Below are 15,950 nucleotides of genomic sequence, written 5' to 3'. Positions count from 1 at the left end.
TATTAATATGAAGACCAGGTACTCATGCCGCCTTTAACGTTGGTTACCTTCTCAAAGCCTGATTTCCTTAATGATTTACTGGCTTTATCGCTTCTCATCCCGCTCTGGCAGATCAATACCACTTCCTTGTCTTTGGAGAGCGAGTCGCTGCTTAATAAGAGCTGATCTAGCGGAATATTGCGAAAACCCCGAATATGGTTTCCCTTGAACTCCCCCGGCGTCCGAACATCAATAAACTGTTTGTGTCCGTTAGCATTCTTCATCTCTTCCTTCAATTGGGCCGCGTTAATCTGTCTGACTCCTTTGGTCGGGATAATTCTCCATACGATAAACAAGATAATTAGTGCAATGATTATGATATTAAATGTTCCCATCTTGATATTCCCTTTCTTTATACAGGGCAATTGCCCTGGTTAAATAAACAAGTTCACATGGCCTTCCTGAGCATCGCCCAAATAACCAGCCACGCCCGCATACTCTATATCATCAAATAGCTCTCCCTTTTGCAAACCGAGTAGATCCATCGTCATTGTGCATGCGACCAGCTTGACATCCTGCTCCTTCGCCATTTCAATCAGCTGAGGCAGCGGCACTGCATTGTGCTTCTTAATAACACCCTTTATCATTTTAGGACCCATGCCGGCAAAATTCATTTTGGAGAGTCCCATGTTATCAGCTCCCCGCGGCATCATCCATCCGAACATTTTCTCCATGAAGCTCTTTTTCTGCGGAAGTAGAACATTCTCATCCTTACGCAGGGCGTTCAGCCCCCAAAAAGTATGAAAAATCGTTACCTCATGATCGTAAGCCGCAGCTCCGTTGGCAATAATGTACGCAGCCATAGCTTTATCGTAATCCCCGCTAAATAAAATAATCGTGGTCTTTTTTGATTCTGTCACGATGCAATCCTCCTTAATGAATGAACAATCAAAAATACCCCGCCAGGTATTAATTCGATCAAAAAAATTATCCCTTTCTAATCCAAAACTTCAGCACGCCAGCATCCTCTTGAAATTCCAGCAATTCGTTGCCCGTTGACTTAGCCCATGCCGTTAGATCACTCTTCGCGCCTTGATCCGTCGTATGAATCTCAAGCACTTGACCGGATTCCATCTCCTTCATTTCCTTTTTTGTTTTCACGATCGGCATAGGACATGCCAAGCCTTTTGCATCCAATACTTTATCCGAGTTCATAATAATACCTCCATTTATTTAATGATTTTTTATTTCGCATACCCATAGGGGTATATTAAACAATGTGAAAAGCCATGTCAATCCGTAAAATTTGTTACACGCTGAAGGAAAGAAGAGCATTGCTCTTCAACTATCTGCTTTTTACGAGCAAATTTACCGCTTCAAACACAAGCTTCTCTGTGTCCTGTCCGCTTTCTTCAGCTTTCTGGACGCATTCCACTAGGTTGGAGCTGACCACAACGCCAATTGTGCGATCTATAGCCGTTCGAGTCGCCGAGAGCTGAGTGATCACGTCCTTACAATCCTTGTTCTCCTCCATCATCTTCAAGATACCGCGCAACTGACCTTCGATGCGTTTCATCCGATTCTTCATCTGATCATCGTAATTCATCTCGAACACCTCCTGACATATATTGTTTACGAATCATTAGAATGCTAACAGACTCAACGACATCAATATATACCCATAGGGGTATTACGTCAAGTTCATAGTCCAGCAATTTCTCTTATTGACCAAATCTTCTTGCGTATGACCACCTTGTCTAATAATTGTCACACCCAATCAAGGTTTCTATATGTTATGATACCCCTTGGGGTATAAATTATCTACTCATAAAATTCGCCATTTCAAGGAGGTTTATGCAATGGGCAAAAAAATCGTCATTGTCGGCGGAGTTGCCGGTGGAGCATCGGCAGCTGCCAGACTGCGGAGATTAGATGAAAGCTCGACCATTATGATCGTGGAACGCGGCGAATATATTTCGTTTGCAAACTGCGGCCTGCCCTATTATATAGGAGAAACGATACAGGATCGCAGCAAGCTGATGGTGCAAACCGTTCCTGGCCTCCGCAGCCGTTACCAGCTGGATATACGAAATCTAAGCGAAGTTACGTCCATTCAGCGTGAAGAAAAGACGGTCACGATTAAAAATTTGAGTACCGGCGAAAGCTACACGGAGGGTTATGATTCTCTGATCCTGTCGCCAGGCGCACAACCGATCGTGCCGGATATTCCTGGCTTGTCTGATTCCTCTAACGTGTTCACATTGCGAAATATTCCGGATACGGATCGCATCAAGCAATTTATAGATCTTAACAACCCGCAGGAAGCGGTTATTGTCGGGGGCGGTTTCATTGGCCTTGAGATGGCCGAGAACCTGGCTGAACGCGGTATTCAAGTATCTGTCATTGAAATGGCAAACCAGGTTATGGCACCGCTTGACTATGAGATGGCCGCTGTCGTCCATAAGCATCTTCGGGAAAAAGGGGTTCGTCTGATCCTGGAAGACGGCGTTCAAGCCATTCATGAAGGCGGTCATCGAATAGAACTTACGAGCGGCAAGCAAATCAAAACCGATTTGATCATACTTTCGATTGGCGTCCGTCCCGAGAATGTATTGGCGATAAATGCTGGTTTACCAGTCAATGACCGCGGCGGGATTCAGGTTAACGAATATTTGCAAACGGCTGACCCGAACATTTATGCTATCGGCGATGCAATCGAGGTGAAGGATTTCGTTCTTCAGAGCCAAGCCTTTATACCACTTGCCGGGCCTGCCAACAGGCAAGGGCGACTTGTTGCGGATCACATCTATGGTAAAACCAAACATTACAAAGGCACGCTCGGTTCGTCAATTGCGAAGGTCTTTGATCTAACGGTTGCAGCGACGGGTATCAATGAAAAACGCCTGAAGCAGATGCAATCACCTTACCAAGTCATCCATATTCATCCCTTGTCGCATGCTGGATATTACCCTGGGGCGTATCCTATCTCTTTGAAGCTGTTGTTCCATCCGGATACAGGCCAAATCTATGGGGCGCAAGCAGTTGGAGCAGAAGGCGTGGATAAACGAATCGACGTGATTGCTGCAGCAATCATGGGGAATTTAAGTGTATGGGATTTGACGGAACTCGAGCTCTCCTATGCTCCGCCATATTCTTCGGCCAAAGACCCGGTAAACTATGCCGGATATGTTGCCACCAATATTCTGGATGGCTTGGTGGAAACCGTTCAATGGCATGAAATTAACCATCTGGTTAAAGACGGTGCAACCTTGATCGATGTCCGTGAACCGTTGGAACGGAAAGCCGGTTTTATCGAGGGTTCGATCAACATTCCACTGAATGATCTGCGCAGCCGTCTGAAAGAATTACCAGATAATGAGACATTGTATGTTACTTGCCAGGTCGGATTGCGGGGGTATTTGGCGTCACGTATTTTGTCCGAGCATGGATTCCAGGTTAAAAATCTCGACGGTGGCTGGAAAACATACGCTGCCGTATACAATTCATAATAACTGTTCATCGATTTCTGTCTGTTCATATTCATTGTCATTGCATAATTAGAATTACATGCAGAAAAGACCCCGCTACACGGGGCCTTTTTCTCTTTATTCATCAATTGCGGCTTAAATCAGCTTATGCGCATACCATTTCTTACCTCGGAAGCGCCACAGGAAAATAGCTCCCCGCACGCCCCACTCACAGTTCATAGCAAGCCATACGCCGAGTATACCCCAGCCAAGCGTAATACCCAGCACATAACCGAGAATCACGCGAAACAGCCACATGGTCAGCATCGAAGTAATCGACGTGAAGCGAGAATCGCCGGCGGCACGCAAGGCGGATGGCAGAATGAAGCTTATCGACCATAGCGGAACCTGCACGATGGTGGTAATCAACAGCACTACAAATAGATCATTCACGATTTCCGGAGGTGGATTGAACAGTCCTACCAGCGGCCGGTAGAGCGGCATTAGGATTAAACCCGTAAGGGCCAGCGAGAATGCACCTGCCCAGAGAAACGACTTGATGAACTTGCGAGCATCTGCAATATTTCCGCGGCCGATGCATTGACCTACAACAGTCACAATAGTTAGAGACAATGCGCTGGCTGGAATTTGGAAAACGGCAGCAAGTGAGGAGCCGATTGCGTTCGTTGCAATTGCATAGGTACCCAGGCTGACGATAAACACTTGAGTTAATAGTTTTCCTCCGTTAAAGAACATCTGCTCAGCTGCAAAAGGGACACCAATAAACATGATTTTCCGAAGCATGGACAGTGGAAAATGAAACAAATCACGCAGACGAATATGCAGCGTAGCATCCACTCTGAACAAATAATAAAGCGCGCAGGCAGCGCCAGCAAAACGGGCAATATTAATGGCCAAGGTCATTCCCATAACACCCATATTCAGCAAGTTAATAAACACAATATTCAGCAGCACGTAGAGCAGATTCATAATTAACGATAATGCAAGGGAAGCCCGTGTCTTGCCTATCCCCCGCAGCCCGCCGCACACCGCCTGCACCACTGCAATTCCAATAAAGGATGTGCTGCTGCCAATCAAGTATATTCTCGCACTGTCCAGCACCTCGGGTGACGCTGAACCGAATAACAGATTCAGTACCGGCTCATGAAATCCGATGATTAACAGCGCGACCCCTAAAGCAATCATCGCAACCGATGTTACCGTGGCAGCAGAAGCACGGGATACCATCAGGGCATTACCGCTTCCCTTATATTGCGCTACCACGACGGTGCCCCCGGTTGCCACCGCCACAAACACGTTAATCAGAAAAATATTCAAGGAATCGACCATGTTCACGGCGCTGACTGCCGAAACACCCGATGAACTGATCATGGCCGTGTTGACCAGGTTCAAGCCAATAATAAAAGCCTGATCAATCAATATGGGGATAAATAAAGCGAAAATCTGCCGGTAGTCCATGGACTCACCAGAAAAATACTTACTTAACAAGCCGTTCATTAGGGTCCGCGATCGAACCAACATCTGTCATCACATTCTTTTCGTAGTAATAGAAAAAACTCTTCATGCGAAGAGCTTCAGACGACCGTATACACACTCCGCCTCTGGAGAGTTTAATTACCCGCCAAGGGAACAGATACGGATTAATTCATTTGATCCCGGATACCCCGTCTTTGATTGGAGAATATCACCACACACATGTTCTGTCAACGAATGCAAGCCACAGGAAATGACCGTATTCCGCAGAGAAATGGAGCAACATATTAGCTTGCAGGTTGTAAACCTTATATAGAAGCAAATAGCTTTATATCGCTAATTATTGTTTCATTAAATCCGGTTCGCCCTCTTCACTATGTCCATACCAAGTCTATTAAACTGCATATGATAACAAATGATAGATTGAGGAGGTGAGCTAACATGATAACCCCTGCAGAATTCGATGCTATATATAGTCTCGGTTACAACTGTCAGGTTGCGTCCCAGCTAAGAAGAAACCAGCTGCGGCATGCGGCAGGTCCTTGGGATTGGTTCAACTTCGCATCCACCCCCAAATTTTGCGAAGTTCTCAGAAATCAATTCAACGGCTTCATGCTTCGGGAGAATCTGGAGGTCTATGGTAAATCAGCGAACTGTTACTATGTACGTGATACACGCACTTCCTGCTTATCCTTCCATGACTTCAAGAATGACTCCAGCGAGAAACCATTATATGACTACCCTGCTTTTCGGGAACGGCTGGACCGACGAATCGAGCGTTTTAACCGATGTTTAAGCTCCGACCAAGTAACGCTTCTCATCCGCATCATCCCCCACGAAAAAAACGCCAAAACCATTGATCAAGCGATTCGCGAAACATACCCCAACCCGAATATATTCTTGTTATTCATCATTCTTCATGACGCTTCACATATTGAACAGCTCCCCTCCTTTTCAGACCAGGTGCACATTATGCATATGCCGAAAGGTGCCACTTGGGAGGGAGACATACATGCCTGGAAGATCGTCACACAGGGATGGTCCATACGTTTGCAAGAATAAGCATTTGACAAAATCAGGGATTAAGCGGTATATTTAACATATAATGAAATCGGATATTCTTACGAAGGAAGCACCCGTGAGACTGGCGCATCATCGCGCCATTCTACGGGTGCTTTTTTGTCGTGAAGTCGGTTTTCCATTGCTGCAATGCAGCTGAGATCAGTATCTATAAAGGAGTAATGATGATGTTCAGAAAACAACTTATTCTATGCTTTATTATGTCCATGTTGATGACCCTGACGCTTTCCCCATATGCAAGTGCAGCTGCAATCGAGTTCACTGATTCACTTCAAGCCCAGTTCAATGCAACAGCTGACAAAGCTGGTAGCACCACTCGAACCAAACTCATCAAGCAATATAACGATTTTAAAAGCGAACAGAAGCAGGCGATGGATTGGGACGACCGAATCTCTGCCCTTCATTATTCCAACGAAGCAAAAATCTCTGAAATGCGCAAAAGAATTAGCGAAATCGATAAAGACAAAATTCGTAGGCTGGAGGAACAGCTCCAAACAGCTAAAACCAAATCCCAACCACTTTTTGATTCCTATACCCGTCTCAATAAGCAGATTACAGCAGCCAAAAAACTCAAAGACAAAACATTATCTAAGATGCTGCAGTCACAGGCTGATGCCATGAAGATTATAGTTACCTTAGCTCGGCAGGATATTCGGAATAAACAGGCAGCCCTTACGGCAGCTAAGAAAGATAAATCGGCCAAAGCGGCGAACATTCGCTCAATCCTGTCCGATATTGATCCATACAAAAGCAAGATTAAAAGCGATAAAAGCGCAATCTCCACACTCAAAAAACTACTCTCAACCGAGTGGAAAAATTTCAAGGCCGCTATAAAGGCCAATGACTCCGCCAGAACCAGCGATATTCTTAAGAGACTTCTGACACTGTCTAGTCAAATCCTGACGAAGAAGAAGAGCATATTTAACCACGAACACAAAATCGAGACCATTATCGCGCGTGCACAGGCCCAGTTAAGATGACAAAAACCATTAGATAATCAATATAAGAATGAATATAAAAGAAGAATCAAAAAACTCTGCCTAACGGCAGAGAGTTATGTTTGTTTCGTATAGTCCCCATTCATCGCGCGACCGAGAGTAACGGGGATTGGTGTCCTGCCAATCTGGATTGATCTAGCAGTGGATAGTCATACAGCATGCCTTCATAGATTACGTCAAACGCAGCGTGTTGGAAGAAATCATGCGGTGTAACTACGGAAGAAGGCCGATCCCACAAGTAAATCCGGCTTTGCTTCATCACTTCGGCTACGAATTGCGAACAGAAATAGGAGCGTTCCCTCGTAATATCGAGCCTCATAAGTACACCGAACATGCCGATCAGGTTATATCCATAACCTTCTTCATCTTCCTGATAGTGCCGAATTACGCGCTGTACCGCCTCGTATTGCTGCCGGGTAACCTCGATACGAAGTAGAGCGCAGCGCGTGCTAGGAAAGTGACGGTAAGTTCCTTCGTACACATCCTCCTCCACAAATCCCCCGATCCAGGGATTGCTTGCGCATTTTCGGCCGAAACTGAACACTTCATTCAGATTCTCGTCCAGCGCGAGCGATGCATGATTATAAGGAGCAGCAGTCACTCGTTTGATCAACCTGGTAAATATCGTACCTGTGTCTGTCAGTAGAACATATATATTCGTATTATCGGACATTTGGCTTTCCCCCACCCACATATACATAATTGAACCGGATTTCGTCAAATCCTTCGTTAACCTTATTGTAATGGAGGCAAGCCGTTTCCATAACCGACCACAGGTCTGATTACATCCTGGACCTTAGTCGAGTTTAACTTTGGTCTTATGCAGCTCCTGTAACTATACAGTATATAAGCGTCGATACACTGACGGCGTCATGCCCTCATGTTCCATAAATCGTTTGTTAAAGTAACTGACGCTCGGATAACCCGCCTCCACAGCAATTTGTCCGATAGTTTTGTCCTTATGATCAAGCAGCCACTGCTTGGCCATCTGCAGACGGCACCTCGTTATGAACTCCATCGGGGTCATTTCCATCACATTGCGGAATAATTTGCAGAAATAATAGGTCGTAACGCCAAGCCGGGCCGCCCACTCTTCCAAAATAAACGGCTTCACAGCTTCCTGCTGCATGATCGGCAGCAGCTCAAGAACCCGGTTGGACGAACTGTTGGATTTATTGTTCGATAAAGAGGTTGCCTGCTCCACGAATACAGCTAGCAAGGAATATGTTAATGTTGATAATCGGGCCGGTTTAAGCATTCGATGGTTCTCCGCCTCCGATAACAACTCTTCATGCGCTTCCTCAAAGGCAGACGGCTGCCGGATACTCCATAACTGGCTTTTGTGAAATCCACGATCAATAAAATACGTTTGCAGACCACTGCCATAAAAGTGAAACCAACGCACATCCCATGGATCATCTTCACTGCTGTAATAACGCTGTGCCTGCATGGGAAAATACAGGACCGCTTCACCTGGACCAAGTGTATGTACGACATGATCAATTTCAACATACCCTTTTCCCGAAGCCACGTAATGGATGTTGAAATTATGTAAAGATCCCGCCGCCCGGGTCACGGAATGTTCCGGCTCATCACGGTAGATCCCAACGGATTCAGGTAAACAGAAGAATGGCATATGCGGAAGGGTCAACAGATGGCTTTGTCGCTTCACCCTATCACTCCTTCATGACAATATTGTTATATAACAATACAAAATAATATTATATTAATTTTAATTCTTGTCTTCTATAATCACAATATAATCTTATTACATGCTTAGGAGCTGATGAATATGAAACCAAAACTTCGCTGGGGAATACTGGGCTGTGCAGGCATTGCCAAACGCGCTGTCATACCTGGTTTACAACAATCCCGTCTTAATGAAGTCGTAGCCATTGCCAGCCGTGATGAAGCTAAAGCAAGCCAAACTGCAGAGGAACTGCAAATCCCTACGGCTTATGGTTGTTATGAAGACTTACTGAGTGATTCTTCCATTGATGCCATATATATTCCACTTCCTAACCACCTACATAAAGAATGGAGCATCCGTGCGGCGGAAGCAGGCAAACATATTCTATGCGAGAAGCCGCTTGCGCTGACCGAAGCTGAAGCAGCCGAAATGGCTGATGCAGCAGCAATAGCGAATGTTGTTCTTGCCGAAGCCTTCATGTATCGATATCACCCAAGGTATGACTTGATAAAGAAAATGATCAATGATGGTTCTATTGGAGAAATCCGGGGTATTCGCAGCGCATTTACCTTCAACAGTTCTGCCGACCATGGAAATGTCCGCTTTCGCAAGGATTGGGGCGGCGGTTCGATATATGATGTCGGCTGTTATCCAATTAATGCTGCACGCATCCTTCTGGATCAGGAACCAGAAGCCGTCACCGTTCAAGCTTTCTTCTCACCTGAACATGATGGCGTCGATATGATGGCATCCGGTTTGCTCGAATTTCCAGGCGATGTGTCCCTGACCTTTGATTGCGGAATGTGGGCGGCTTATCGAAATCCGCTAGAAATCGTGGGAACAGAAGGGTTGATAGAAGTTCCGTATGCCTATAGCCTTCCTGAAGACGGAGCGAACTTCTTCATCACGACAGGCGAAGGACGCAAAAAAATTGAGGTTCCATATGCAAATGCATATAGCGAACAAGGAGATCATCTGGCGGAAAGTATTTTAAACAACAAGCCCCTCCAATACTCAACAGAGGATGCAATTCACAACATGCGGGTCATCGAAGCCTGCCTGCAATCAGCCCATCAACGTAAGAGAATTGTGCTGTAATCACACTTAGGAGGAGAGGTACATGAAATATATTTCAATTCGGGGATTGGATAAACCTGTCTCTGTCCTTATGAAAGGAACAGACTATTTCTATCATGACTCTTACGAGAAAGCTGCTGCGAATCTGGATGCGTTCCTAGCAATAGGCGGCAACTCTATCGATACCGCTCATATATATTGCGGAGGACAGAGCGAAGAAGTCATTGGTCGATATATGCAGGAAAAAGGTAACCGTGATCAACTCGTCATTCTGACGAAGGGTGCCCATCATGACCAGAACGGCCCCCGCGTAAATAAACAAGACATCAAGAGCGACATCACGATGAGCTTCGAAAGACTTCAAACGGATTATATCGATATGTACGCGCTGCACCGTGACGACCCTGACGTCCCAGCAGGAGAAATCATAGAGGCTCTGAATGAATACACTTCGAAAGGAAGTGTAGGTGCCATCGGAGTATCCAACTGGACATGGGAACGCATAAGTGATGCTAATGCCTACGCGGAAGCCCATGGACTTACCGGATTCTCCTTCAGCAGCCCCAATCTCAGTCTGGCTAAACCGAATGAGCCGTTCTGGGAAGGCTGCGTCTCAGCCGATGCAAGGACAATGGCATGGCATGAAGCTGAGCAGTTTCCGCTGCTCTCATGGTCTTCTCAAGCGCGGGGATTCTTCACCGGCCGATTCACACCTGAGATTCGGGACAACGCTGATCTTGTGAGGGTATTCTACAATGATGACAATTGGCAGAGGTTAGAGCGTGCCAAACAACTGGCTGCCACGAAGAATGTAACAGCCATTCAGATCGCCCTGGCTTACGTATTGAATCAGCCCTTCCCTACTTGTGCGCTCATCGGCGCACAATCGGCCGCAGAGTTACAATCCTGCGATGAAGGCTCCAGCATCCAGCTGACGAAGGAAGAAATAGATTGGTTAGACCTAACGATCGATCAATTGTCATCCATCTAAATATTAAAAGCGCCTTGAGCCAGGATACTTTCATCCTGCTCAAGGCGCTTTTTACAGGCTAACGAACCGTCCGATTCCAACTCAAGCACGAAGACATCTCCCAGGCAGATAAACAAATCGTGCTGATAGCGCTGCTCTTTCCTACTCCTACAAACTCCGAAGATATGCTTCATATTCATCCGTAAACTCGAGCGCTTCCTTAAAATCCGAGGACTTGAGCGAAAGGGACGCGACAACTTCCTCTTTTCCTGTCTCGTTCAAGGCTATGATCCGAGGCTGCCTTGGGACGCGAAACTGGGTATGATCGTGATATACAACGGTAACGATGGTGCCGAGCGGCTCCTTCTCCGGTGAATAAACCGTACTCCACATCCAGCGCTGTTGGTCCGTGCCTTCCTGGCTTCCCCATTCTCTTGAGATGTCAAAGTTACCCGGAAATTTAGGTTCAGGGCGTATTCCCATCTCCTTAAATTGTTTATGAATCGGCAAGAATATCAAGTTCAAAAACGTCCCATACGCTGCATCACCACCCTCGTTGTATGCCCTCAGCAATTTCTCCTGATTTACAGTAAGTACGGTTTGCCAGTTATGCTCCATGTATTCTGAAATGTAGTTTCCAATGGCTTCAATTGGATGATCTTGGTGCTCTTCCAAAAATTCCTTCAGCGGTTTCATCGGTTTCATGGTTAACCCCTTCCCACTTCATGGATTATTTGATGTACCTCTCCAGCTTACAACATTCGTGCAAATGGTAAGGTTTGTTGGAAATCCGGTTTATATTGGGAGGGAACCTTATCATATACTTTAGTCTCTAACTCTGAACCCTTGTAACATGCCGGCAATCACATCCATCGTTTCCTCGATGCCCTTATCGGTTGCAGGCATTTGAGCAACCCAGAGCGAGCATTCGTTTCATGCGCCGGACAAGGCATGGGTCGTAGCATCAACAGGAATTGACTTCATGATCCCCTTCTCCTGCATCAAAGTTAACTGCTCCCTCAGATGACTCATTGAATGCAACTCGTCCATCTGGCGCCAAGCCTCCCAGCCTACGACACTAGGACCGTCAAATCATTCTCTAAAATTTATCATAAAAAAAGAACCTGCAAACCTAATTGCAGGTTCTTCGTCTGCTACCACAACAAGCTGACTGCCAGTAGATTGAACAGGGCTAACGGCAATACTACATTTGGATTAGGCCCATATGGCGCAAAGGGAGGATATCCGGGGAAAAAACCTCTGTTTCCTTGTTCAACAAGAATGTACACATTCTTTGCGTCTACATTGATGACGATACCTTCAATAGCTTCCTCATCCATCGTATGCACTCTTACCTTGCAATTCATTGCATTTTTCATAGCTGAATGAGCGTGTTCTCTATGTTTTTTCATGGAATGTGCCAGCTGGTGGTCACATTGAAACAGCATTGGCTGTTGAGTTGAATAATGGTTCATGATGTTCCTCCTTCATCCTCTTCTGCTCGTAGTGTATGCAAATGCCCCTCCAAGGGTGTTTGCCTATCTGTTAAACGTTTAATGCTTGCCGGATTCGGGTAAAGTACAACCAGATGAAGGAGGACAGGACATGATGCACAAACGTAATATACAAGCAAGATCCGGTGGATTTTTCATCGAGGAGAACGGAAAAACCGCAGCCGAAATCACCTACTCCCCACAAGGGGATGGCGTTATCAGTATTGATCACACCTATATTTCGCCATCGCTTCGAGGACAAGGGATCGGAGAAGATCTTGTTCGAAAAGTGATTGAATATGCCCGGTCGGAGAAATTGAAAATTATACCTGCCTGCTCCTATGCCGGGCATTATTTTGATAAAAATATCGAAGATCGCACCTTGCTCCACACCTAACAGTAAATAGCCCCTATTGCATGAAATATGGGTACAATGTTAGATTCGCTTAGCCGACCATAAGAATGCGCTCTTATCGGTTGGCTTTCTTGTGTCTTACAAGAACCCTATTCATTTACTTTCATATTTCCTATTGCGATAGAGTGATCACATCCTCTATGATCAAATGGTATAGCATAGCTCAGGGAGGCAATTAATATTATGAGGCATTCAGCTGAGGATTGGGTCTGGGAACAGATGTTTAATAAATTGCCCTGCGGGGCAGTCCTGATTTCTGCGGTTGATGAGCGTGTCGTGATGGTCAACGAACGCTTTTGTGATTATACAGAAACCAAGCGTTCTGACCTGCTCCATTTCAAACCTTCCGAAATCCAAGTGTTATCCAATCTATCGATCAATCAGACACTACAATCATTAACACAAAATACAATTACCCATCTCCAATGGGATTCTAACTTCATCTGCAGTGACGGAAAGCGCCCCCAATATTCAGTGGAGCTATCTCTGCTAAAACATCCTTTGCACGGAGATTATCAATGGATTCTATGCTGTCTTGAGCGGAGAAACCTGGTGAATGAATCGACGATACCGGCAATAAAGGAAGATGAACTGCTTGCTCTCATCTCCAAAAGTGGACAAGACCTGGTGACCATCAGCGATACAGACGGCATCATCGAATATGTCTCCCCCTCAGTTACAGAAATACTGGGGTATAGTCAGGAGGAAATGTCAGGCAGGAACAGAATCGAATACTATCATCAGGTCGATTCCCAGCAAATGAAAGAACCAGGTAAGCTTTATTCGGATGAAGAAAGCTTTACTCGGCGCATCCGTCATAAAGACGGCCATTATTTATGGTTTGAGACGTCTTTCCAACTGATACGAGGGCTCCAGGGAGAGATAACCAAAGTTCTTGCCATCGGGCGAAATATCACCAAACGCAAAACGGATGAAGATACACTTGCCCATGCCCAGCGGATTGCCAAGATCGGCTCCTGGAGATGGGATTTGATAACGAACAAGCTCACCTATAGTGATGAAATGAGACGTATTTTTGGGTATCAGATCAACACCAACGAACCAAACCACAATTCATTGTTGTCATTGGTCATACCCGAAGACCGTAAACGTCTGGAGATGGCTGTCGGAAAAGCTGTTCTCGGCGAAGCCGACGAAATCATTTACCGGATTCAGCTTCTTGACGGTCAGGAGCGAACGATCCGAGCGCTGTGGGAGGTCTCTTTAACGGTTGAAGGCAGACCGATGGAGATGATCGGCATGGCTCAGGACATAACAGAACAAGTACTGATTGAGCAGCAATTTCGTGTGAATGAGAATAAATATAAGCTCATTACCGAGAACTCGCTTGATTTTATATCGAGCAGCACCATAGACTGTTCAACCTTTCTGTACTGTTCACCATCCTGTTTCACTTTGCTCGGCTATCATCCGGAAGAGATGGTCGGAACAAGCTCATTCGATTATGTGTACGCTGAAGATATAATACCGTTACAGGCTTATTTGAAGCAGTGCCTGGAAGGGAGATCGCTCACCCCCATCACCTTCCGCTATATACATAAAGATGGCCGACACATCTGGTTTGAGGTAAATTGCAAATATATCACTACACAAGACGGACAAAAGAAGGAAATCATTTCGATTGCCCGTGACATTTCCGAGCGCAAACTAATGGAATTTAAGCTCAAAGAAAGTGAACAACGTTATCGTTCGCTTTTTGAGTATAATCCATCAGCGGTATACTCCATGAACTTGGATGGTGATTACCTAACAGCCAATAAAAATTTGCAAGAACTTACGGGATACAGCCTCGATGAGCTGGTCGGCATGTATTTTGGTCCGATTGTAGCAGAGAAGGACATGGACCGCACCTTGTTCCATTTTAATCAAGCCAAGGAAGGCATACCTCAGAGCTATGACCTAACCATTATCCATAAGGATGGGCATCCGATTGAGATCAATACCCTCAATATTCCGATTGTCGTGGATGACGAGGTTGTGGGTGTATACGGTATTACCCGGGATATTACTGAACGCATTCGAACCATGGAAGAGATCAAGAAGCTTAGCCGGGAGCTCACACTTTTGCTGAACACCGTGTCTGAGGGCATTATCGGACTGGACATGAACGGTCACGTCGCATTCATCAATCCAGCAGGAGCCAAGATGCTCGATTACGAACCTGATGCAACCATCGGCAGATCTTGTGATCAGATTGTTAAAGAAATTCGCCATGACGGTACTTTTTATAGAGGAGAGGACACTCCGCTCATTCGATCAGTCAAACGAGGGACTCCATTATCCAGAACCGAGATCGTTTTATGGCGCAGAGACGGTTCAAGCTTTCTGGCCGATTATCAGGTTAACCCTATTTGGGACCATGGGGAGCGTAAAGGAGCGGTTCTGGTTTTTCGCGATATCACTGATGAGAAAGAAATCATCCGTGCCAAAGAGCATGCTGAACAAGCAGACCAAGCCAAGACGGAATTCCTCACCATGATGAGCCATGAACTTCGTACACCAATGAATGGTATTATCGGAATGATCGAGCTGCTAAAAACGACGGAGCTGGATGAGAATCAGGAAAATTATACAAATATACTGATGGAGAGCAGTGAATCGCTGCTTCATATCCTGAATGAGATCCTCGATTTCAGTAAAATCGAAACCGGCAATATGACGATCAATGATGAACCGATTGATTTACGTTCGTTGCTGGAAGTGATCGTTGATTTGTTCTCGGCCAAGGCGATAGAAAAAGGCCTGTCGTTATCCTGCAGCATAGACAGCGACACCGTTCCAGATGTCATTATGGGAGATGCTTTACGATTGCGGCAAGTGCTTGTCAACCTGATTAGCAACGCAATCAAGTTCACCCATGAGGGCAGCATTACGATGAGTGTGGAAGGACTGCACCGCAAGGGTACAGATGAGTATACACTAGCATTTCAAGTGAAGGATACGGGAATCGGAATTCCTGCTGAACAGCAGCATCAACTGTTTACTTCCTTCTCGCAACTTCACCCCTCCTTGAATCGTAAATATGGTGGTACTGGACTCGGTCTGGCTATTAGTAAGAAGCTGGTCGAGTTGATGGGTGGCGTCATTGGTGTAGAGAGCAGCGAGAATCTCGGCTCCTCCTTCTACTTTACGATCCCTACCTGTACGCTCAATGACGACAATATAAACAATTAACTTTTTTGGTCCATTTATCTCTATCCAATAAGAGTGATCTGCGGCAATTTATGCTGTGGATCACCTTTTTTCTAGCGTCCGAATTACTTCTC

General features: G+C 45.6%; 16 protein-coding genes and 1 pseudogene. 7 read left to right on the top strand and 10 right to left on the bottom strand.

Translation table 11 applies throughout. From position 1 onward, the window contains the following. Positions 1–2: 2 nt before the first annotated feature. The 4 genes from ABEQ74_RS13565 to ABEQ74_RS13550 all read right to left on the bottom strand — a co-directional run bounded on the left by ABEQ74_RS13565 (position 3) and on the right by ABEQ74_RS13550 (position 1,585). Positions 3–374 carry a rhodanese-like domain-containing protein gene (locus ABEQ74_RS13565; RefSeq protein ID WP_430122703.1) on the bottom strand — a complete coding sequence of 124 codons (372 nt, stop codon included), beginning with the start codon at positions 372–374 and terminating at the stop codon, positions 3–5. Positions 375–413: 39 nt separating this feature from the next. After that, complete coding sequence (locus ABEQ74_RS13560; RefSeq protein ID WP_430122702.1) at positions 414–899, bottom strand: DsrE/DsrF/DrsH-like family protein; 486 nt, start codon at positions 897–899, stop codon at positions 414–416. Between the two features lie 67 nt (positions 900–966). Next, positions 967–1,194, bottom strand: coding sequence for a sulfurtransferase TusA family protein (locus tag ABEQ74_RS13555; RefSeq protein WP_430122701.1), 228 nt, complete (start codon positions 1,192–1,194; stop codon positions 967–969). A 130-nt stretch (positions 1,195–1,324) separates the two neighbouring features. Beyond that, positions 1,325–1,585, bottom strand: a complete 261-nt coding sequence (locus tag ABEQ74_RS13550; RefSeq protein WP_430122699.1) for a metal-sensitive transcriptional regulator — start codon at positions 1,583–1,585, stop codon at positions 1,325–1,327. A 253-nt stretch (positions 1,586–1,838) separates the two neighbouring features. Here ABEQ74_RS13550 and ABEQ74_RS13545 point away from each other — a divergent pair, with 253 nt between their 5' ends. Continuing rightward, positions 1,839–3,488, top strand: a complete 1,650-nt coding sequence (locus ABEQ74_RS13545) for a CoA-disulfide reductase (protein WP_430122698.1) — start codon at positions 1,839–1,841, stop codon at positions 3,486–3,488. Between the two features lie 114 nt (positions 3,489–3,602). Here the strand turns inward: ABEQ74_RS13545 and ABEQ74_RS13540 are convergent, their stop codons facing one another. Continuing rightward, positions 3,603–4,988 carry an MATE family efflux transporter gene (locus ABEQ74_RS13540; RefSeq protein ID WP_430122697.1) on the bottom strand — a complete coding sequence of 462 codons (1,386 nt, stop codon included), beginning with the start codon at positions 4,986–4,988 and terminating at the stop codon, positions 3,603–3,605. Between the two features lie 393 nt (positions 4,989–5,381). Here ABEQ74_RS13540 and ABEQ74_RS13535 point away from each other — a divergent pair, with 393 nt between their 5' ends. Together ABEQ74_RS13535 and ABEQ74_RS13530 are read left to right on the top strand one after the other, a co-directional pair. Further along, positions 5,382–6,002 (top strand): DUF1796 family putative cysteine peptidase, encoded by a 621-nt coding sequence (locus tag ABEQ74_RS13535; RefSeq protein WP_430122696.1) that lies wholly within the window; start codon positions 5,382–5,384, stop codon positions 6,000–6,002. A gap of 185 nt (positions 6,003–6,187) precedes the next feature. Further along, positions 6,188–7,000, top strand: coding sequence for a hypothetical protein (locus ABEQ74_RS13530; protein WP_430122695.1), 813 nt, complete (start codon positions 6,188–6,190; stop codon positions 6,998–7,000). A 100-nt stretch (positions 7,001–7,100) separates the two neighbouring features. On the opposite strand, the gene ABEQ74_RS13525 is transcribed toward ABEQ74_RS13530, so the two are convergent. Both ABEQ74_RS13525 and ABEQ74_RS13520 read right to left on the bottom strand, forming a co-directional pair. Next, a complete protein-coding gene (locus ABEQ74_RS13525) occupies positions 7,101–7,691 on the bottom strand; it encodes a hypothetical protein (RefSeq protein WP_430122694.1) in 591 nt (196 codons plus the stop codon). Between the two features lie 162 nt (positions 7,692–7,853). After that, positions 7,854–8,690 (bottom strand): AraC family transcriptional regulator, encoded by an 837-nt coding sequence (locus tag ABEQ74_RS13520; RefSeq protein ID WP_430122693.1) that lies wholly within the window; start codon positions 8,688–8,690, stop codon positions 7,854–7,856. Positions 8,691–8,810: 120 nt separating this feature from the next. Between ABEQ74_RS13520 and ABEQ74_RS13515 the strand changes: the two genes are divergently transcribed. Both ABEQ74_RS13515 and ABEQ74_RS13510 read left to right on the top strand, forming a co-directional pair. Beyond that, the gene (locus ABEQ74_RS13515; protein ID WP_430122692.1) at positions 8,811–9,806 is read left to right on the top strand and encodes a Gfo/Idh/MocA family protein; all 996 of its coding nucleotides are present in this window, start codon (positions 8,811–8,813) and stop codon (positions 9,804–9,806) included. Between the two features lie 22 nt (positions 9,807–9,828). Beyond that, the gene (locus ABEQ74_RS13510; protein WP_430122691.1) at positions 9,829–10,776 is read left to right on the top strand and encodes an aldo/keto reductase; all 948 of its coding nucleotides are present in this window, start codon (positions 9,829–9,831) and stop codon (positions 10,774–10,776) included. 147 nt (positions 10,777–10,923) lie between these two features. On the opposite strand, the gene ABEQ74_RS13505 is transcribed toward ABEQ74_RS13510, so the two are convergent. From ABEQ74_RS13505 to ABEQ74_RS13495, 3 genes and pseudogenes are all read right to left on the bottom strand, one after another. Next, the gene (locus tag ABEQ74_RS13505) at positions 10,924–11,460 is read right to left on the bottom strand and encodes a DUF6022 family protein (RefSeq protein WP_430122690.1); all 537 of its coding nucleotides are present in this window, start codon (positions 11,458–11,460) and stop codon (positions 10,924–10,926) included. 228 nt (positions 11,461–11,688) lie between these two features. After that, positions 11,689–11,832: pseudogene (locus ABEQ74_RS13500) on the bottom strand (TetR/AcrR family transcriptional regulator); the annotation flags it as partial. A gap of 77 nt (positions 11,833–11,909) precedes the next feature. Next, positions 11,910–12,230, bottom strand: coding sequence for a hypothetical protein (locus ABEQ74_RS13495; RefSeq protein WP_430122689.1), 321 nt, complete (start codon positions 12,228–12,230; stop codon positions 11,910–11,912). A 130-nt stretch (positions 12,231–12,360) separates the two neighbouring features. Here ABEQ74_RS13495 and ABEQ74_RS13490 point away from each other — a divergent pair, with 130 nt between their 5' ends. Both ABEQ74_RS13490 and ABEQ74_RS13485 read left to right on the top strand, forming a co-directional pair. Then, complete coding sequence (locus ABEQ74_RS13490; protein ID WP_430122688.1) at positions 12,361–12,645, top strand: GNAT family N-acetyltransferase; 285 nt, start codon at positions 12,361–12,363, stop codon at positions 12,643–12,645. A gap of 201 nt (positions 12,646–12,846) precedes the next feature. Next, positions 12,847–15,858: a PAS domain S-box protein gene (locus tag ABEQ74_RS13485; RefSeq protein ID WP_430122687.1), complete on the top strand. Its 3,012-nt coding sequence runs from the start codon at positions 12,847–12,849 to the stop codon at positions 15,856–15,858. The last annotated feature ends 92 nt before the right edge of the window (positions 15,859–15,950 follow it).

It is taken from the genome of Paenibacillus solani (assembly GCF_050475945.1).
Classification (GTDB): Bacteria; Bacillota; Bacilli; order Paenibacillales; family Paenibacillaceae; genus Paenibacillus_AQ; species Paenibacillus_AQ solani_A.
The sequence above is the reverse complement of the archived record's forward strand: the minus strand, read 5'-3'. Positions and strand labels throughout refer to the sequence as shown.